This is a genomic window from Streptomyces soli (assembly GCF_003999195.1).
In the GTDB taxonomy this organism is placed as follows: Bacteria; Actinomycetota; Actinomycetes; order Streptomycetales; family Streptomycetaceae; genus Actinacidiphila; species Actinacidiphila soli.
Genome location: NZ_RJVR01000261.1, coordinates 1 through 4,808 on the forward strand (window position 1 = coordinate 1; position 4,808 = coordinate 4,808).

Consider the following 4,808-nt stretch of genomic DNA (forward strand, 5'->3'; position numbering starts at 1 on the left):
GCGGTGACGCCCTTGCCTTTGGCTAGCGAGTTAGTCTCACCTCTCCTCGTGGGGGACTTCCACCCCTTAGCGACCGGACATGTCCGGCGTACTCAACTGACCCGGCCCTAAAGGACCGGGCTTGGAGGTAGCGCCCAGCTGGCTGCTGGGTGGGCTCCTCCGTCCAATCCACCTATGGGGTGGCTGGGACGCGTGACTCACGCCCCGCAGTCCATACGATCTCGCCCTTGCGGGCGATTTTGTGGGACGCATTGTCGTCCGCATGCATGAGGGTCCCGCAGGACCGGCACGCGAACGTCGCTTGATTGACGCGGTTCTTCCGGTCGATGTGTCCGCACTCGAAGCATTGCTGACTGGTGTACGCCGGATCGACGTACACCAGCGGCACTCCGCCCCGCTTCGCCTTGTACTCCACGAAGGAGGCCAGCTGGTGGAAGCTCCACGAGTGCAGTTGGGACCGCTGGTCCTTCCGGAGCCGTACCCGGCTCCGGATGCCCGTGAGGTCTTCCAAGGCGATACCGGAGCCGGTGCGTTCAGCGGTGGTGACGATGGTCTTGGAGACGATGTGGTTGACGTTGACGGTGTGCCGGGCTTCCTTGCGGGAACGCTTCTTCAGGAGGCGCTTCGCGGACTTGGTGCCCTTGGCCTGGAGCTTCTTCCGCAGATCGAGCTGTCGTTTCCGGTGGCGGTTCAGGCCGCGCCCGGCGGCTCGGTAGCCGGTGGACGTGGTGGCGATGTTGACGATGCCGAGGTCAACGCCGATGAAGCCGTCAGGACTGTCGTTGACCGGGGCTTCGGGAACGTCGCAGACGGCGATCAGGTAGAACACGCCGTCGCGTTCGATCAGGTCGGACTCGCCTTTGCGCTGCTCCCGCAGGGTCTTGAGCGCGTCGGCGGAGCAGGCGAAGCGGAGGTTCTTCAAGCGCCCGGCGGTGGTCCAGATGCTGACGGTCTGCTCGTCCAGCTGCCAGGACAGACACCGGTCGTCAAACGGGTGAGCTGCCTCGGGGCGGAAGGCGACCGGTTTGGACTCCGCCCGGGTCCGGCGCTTGGATCCCGGCCTGCCGAGGTTCCCGGCGCGGATGTTCGCCTTCAACGTGGTGTAGGCGTCGCGGACCTTCTTGATGGTGTGCTGCGCGGCCTGGGCTCCCAGCCCGCGTGCCTTGAGTTCGGCGTAGGTGTGCTTGCGCAGTTCGTACTCGCGCGGCACACCGTGCTCGAACGCCACGGCGGATACCCAGTTCGCACAGTCGTTGACCGTGTGCAGGGTCGCCGACAGTGTGGCGGCCTGGTCGGCCTCCGGCATCAGCTTTACCTGCGTCACGATCTTCACAGGCAGAAACGTACCATTGATCTATGTCACCACGCTGGGAACCGAACCCCAACATCCGCAGGGGCCGCACAGTCATCTACACCCTCCACGCCCACTTGGTCTTCACACCCAAATACCGGCGCGGACCGTTCACCGACGAGATCCTTCGACGCTGCGAGGAAGTCATGCGCGCCGTGTGCGCGGACTTCGAAACCGAACTGGTCGAGTTCAACGGCGAACGCGACCACGTCCACCTCCTTGTGCACTACCCGCCGAAGGTCGCCCTGTCGCGGCTCGTCGGCTCCCTCAAAGGCGTCTCCGCCCGCTTGCTGCGCAAGGAGTTCCCGGGCCACATCCGCCAGTACCTGTGGGGAGACCACTTCTGGTCGCCCTCGTACTTTGCCGCCTCCTGCGGAGGAGCCCCGCTATCGGTCATCAAGGAGTACATCGAGAACCAGAAACGCCCCGGCTGAGGCCAACAGCGCAGACCCGTGCGCCCGCGCGGGTCAGAGCAATCTTGAGAAGCGATTCCTCCCGGGCGTGAACGCCCGGGGTTCCTCGCTAGATCCCGCTGAAGCGGGACCAGAGTTTGGGGAAGCGGTCGGCCATGCCGTCCGAGTCCTCGAAGTCGAAGTACGTGCCCTCGGGCTCGGTCGGCGGGTCGGAGAGCGCCAGGTCCGGGAGGCGTACGCCCGTGAGGGCTTCGTACGCCTCGTCAGCCGCGTAGCCGAGATCCTCCGAGTCGCCGTCCACCTCGGGGTCGAACTCGTCGATCAGCGAGGCGAGGGCGTCGGGCTCGTGCAGCGCGCCCTCGAAGACGTGGCGGCCCTGCCCGATCAGCCAGCACCGGAAGAAGTCGAAGGCGTCGTCGCTCGCGCCGCCGAGCATGATGTCGGCGGCGCCCCACACGTCCCAGCGGTAGGCGCGGTGGAAGCGGTTCTCGAAGTGGCGGGCGAAGTCGACCACCGAGTCGGGATCGAGTTGCGTCAGGCGCTCGACCAGCAGGTCGGCGTGCTCCTCCGCATCACCGTCCGCGGCTTCCCGCGTCGCGTCGATGATCTCCCAGAACTCCGTCTCGTCCATCACCGCTCCAGCATCCGGCTTGCCACGGCCGCCCGCACGCGGAGCGGCCCATATGCACCCGTGTCGTTACGCGGGCACCCGCCCCGAAGCGTAGAGCGCCGCGAGCCGTTCCGCGGCGAAGACGAAACGTTCCCTCAGATCGGCCGGGCCCAGCACCTCCACCTCCGGGCCCAGCGCGAGAAGCTGTTCATAGGCGACATCCCGCCCCTCCACCGGCAGGGTCACGATCACCCGGCCGAGCACGTCCGGCGCGCCGGCCGCCGCGAGGGCGTCACGGGCGGCCGCGCTGTCGGTGACGTAGGGAAGCCGGCGCGCGCCCCTGCTCGAGAGCCGGACCATGACCTCCTCCCGCAGGATGGAGCGGGCGAACTCCGCCGCGTGCCGTGTCCAGAAGGCGGCGAGGTCTACTTCGGGGTCGCGCCGGAAGTGTTCGCCGGACACCTCGACCGCGACGGCCCGGTCCAGCCGGTACACGCGCAGCCTGCCCTCCACCAGGGCGACCAGATACCAGACGCCGGCCTTCAGCACGAGCCCGTACGGCTCCAACTCCCGCTCCACCGCGCCGTCGTCACGCCGGTAGGTGAGGCGCAGCCGCAGATCGCCCCAGACCGCCTCCGCGACCGGCGGCAGCAGCTTCGGGGTGTCGGGCTCCTGCCACCAGCCCGGGGCGTCGAGGTGGAAGCGCTGGGCGACGGAGTCGGAGGCGTCGCGCAGCTCGGGGAGCAGGGCCGCCGAGACCTTGAGCCGGGCGGCGGAGCCGGCGTCGTGCAGCCCCATGGCGCGCAGGGCGGCCGGCACGCCGGACAGGAACAGCGCCTCGGCCTCGTCGCGGCCCAGGCCGGTCAGCCGGGTGCGGTAGCCGTCCACGAGGCGGTAGCCGCCGGCCCGCCCGCGCTCGGCGTAGACCGGCACGCCGGCCTCGGAGAGCGCGAGCACATCGCGGCCGACGGTGCGCTCGGACACCTCCAGGGTGGCCGCCAGTTCGGACGCGGTCATCGAGCCACGCGTCTGCAGGAGCAGCACCAGGTGAATGAGGCGTGCCGCGCGCATGAGACCTCCAGGTGCGTGTCGTTCCCTCGCTCCGTACGGGAACGATACGCACCGAACAGGACGAAGAGGCCTCAGAGCGCCGAAATACTGGTCGCGCCCGTCTGGCCCCTCACGGGCGATGCATGGCCGTGCCCCCTCCAATACGTCCGCTGTGGCAGGTGTGTTCAACGCGGGCCGTGATTCTTCTGTGACCCGGGACGACAAAAGGCGGTGGCCCGGCCCCTTGAGCAAGGGACCGGGCCACCGCCGTTGTGCGTGCCGTACGGCTTACAGCCCGAGGTCGCCCTCGAACTCGCCGGCTTCCAGACGCGCCTTGACGTCGGACAGGTACCGCGCCGCGTCCGCGCCGTCGACCAGCTGGTGGTCGTACGACAGGGTCAGGTAGACCATGTCGCGGATCGCGATGGTCTCGCCGAGGTCCGGATGGTTGATGACCACCGGGCGGCGGACCGTGGCGCCGATGCCGAGCTCGGCGACCTGCGGGTAGTTCACGATGATCGTGTCGAACAACGCACCGCGCGAGCCGGTGTTGCTGATCGTGAACGTGCCGCCGGAGAGGTCGTCCGGGCTGATCTTCTTGTTGCGGACCTTGCCGGCCAGCTCGGCGGTCTTCTTGGCGATGCCGGCGATGTTGAGGTCGCCCGCGCCCTTGATGACCGGGACCATGAGGCCCTGCTCCGAGTCCACCGCGATGCCGATGTTCTCGGTGTCGTGGTAGGTGATGGTGCCGTCGTCGTTGATCTTGGCGTTGATCGACGGGTGGGCCTTCAGCGCCTCGGCGGCGGCCTTCACGAAGAACGGCATCGGGGAGAGCTTGACGCCCTCGGTGGCCAGGAAGGACTCCTTGGCACGGGCCCGAAGCTTCATGATCTTGGTGACGTCCACCTCGACCACGGAGGACAGCTGCGCCTGGCTGTGCAGCGCCTTCATCATGTTTTCCGCGATGACCTTGCGGATGCGGGACATCTTCACCGTCTGGCCGCGCAGCGGCGACACGGCGGCAGGCGCGGCAGCGGCCTTGGCCGGAGCGGCCTGGGTGCTCGCGGCGGCGGCGGCCCTGGCCGCCTCGGCGGCGGCGATGACGTCCTGCTTGCGGATACGACCGCCGACGCCGGTGCCCTTGACCGTGGCGAGGTCGACACCGTTCTCGACGGCGAGCTTACGGACCAGCGGGGTCACGTACGCACCCTCGTCACCGCCACCGCCACCGCCACCGACGGCCGGGGCCGGAGCCGGGGTCACCGGAGCCGGAGCGGCGACGGGGGCGGGCGCGGGGGCCGGAGCCACCGGGGCCGGGGCGGGCGCGGGAGCCGGAGGAGCGACCGGAGCCGGGGCCTGCTGAACGGGAACCGGAGCCGGAGCA

5 protein-coding genes are annotated in these 4,808 nt (G+C 68.9%); 1 reads left to right on the forward strand and 4 read right to left on the reverse strand.

Annotation, left to right across the window (positions count from 1 at the left end):
* Positions 1–172: 172 nt before the first annotated feature.
* Complete coding sequence (locus tag EFK10_RS27720) at positions 173–1,306, reverse strand: RNA-guided endonuclease InsQ/TnpB family protein (protein ID WP_127358405.1); 1,134 nt, start codon at positions 1,304–1,306, stop codon at positions 173–175.
* 50 nt (positions 1,307–1,356) lie between these two features.
* Between EFK10_RS27720 and tnpA the strand changes: the two genes are divergently transcribed.
* The gene (tnpA, locus tag EFK10_RS27725) at positions 1,357–1,785 is read left to right on the forward strand and encodes an IS200/IS605 family transposase (RefSeq protein ID WP_127358401.1); all 429 of its coding nucleotides are present in this window, start codon (positions 1,357–1,359) and stop codon (positions 1,783–1,785) included.
* A gap of 88 nt (positions 1,786–1,873) precedes the next feature.
* Here the strand turns inward: tnpA and EFK10_RS27730 are convergent, their stop codons facing one another.
* The 3 genes from EFK10_RS27730 to sucB all read right to left on the reverse strand — a co-directional run.
* On the reverse strand, positions 1,874–2,395 hold the full coding sequence (locus EFK10_RS27730; protein WP_127358402.1) for a DUF4240 domain-containing protein: 522 nt from the start codon (positions 2,393–2,395) through the stop codon (positions 1,874–1,876).
* A 66-nt stretch (positions 2,396–2,461) separates the two neighbouring features.
* On the reverse strand, positions 2,462–3,445 hold the full coding sequence (locus tag EFK10_RS27735; protein ID WP_127358403.1) for a helix-turn-helix transcriptional regulator: 984 nt from the start codon (positions 3,443–3,445) through the stop codon (positions 2,462–2,464).
* Between the two features lie 267 nt (positions 3,446–3,712).
* The coding region (gene sucB, locus EFK10_RS27740) for a 2-oxoglutarate dehydrogenase, E2 component, dihydrolipoamide succinyltransferase (RefSeq protein ID WP_127358404.1) at positions 3,713–4,808 on the reverse strand (1,096 nt) is incomplete at its 5' end.

Bases quoted from the DNA above. Each gene is read 5' to 3' on its own strand.
- EFK10_RS27720 (WP_127358405.1), bottom strand. From the start codon at position 1,306: ATGCCGGAGGCCGACCAGGCCGCCACACTGTCGGCGACCCTGCACACG.
- tnpA (WP_127358401.1), top strand. From the start codon at position 1,357: ATGTCACCACGCTGGGAACCGAACCCCAACATCCGCAGGGGCCGCACA.
- EFK10_RS27730 (WP_127358402.1), bottom strand. From the start codon at position 2,395: ATGGACGAGACGGAGTTCTGGGAGATCATCGACGCGACGCGGGAAGCC.
- EFK10_RS27735 (WP_127358403.1), bottom strand. From the start codon at position 3,445: ATGCGCGCGGCACGCCTCATTCACCTGGTGCTGCTCCTGCAGACGCGT.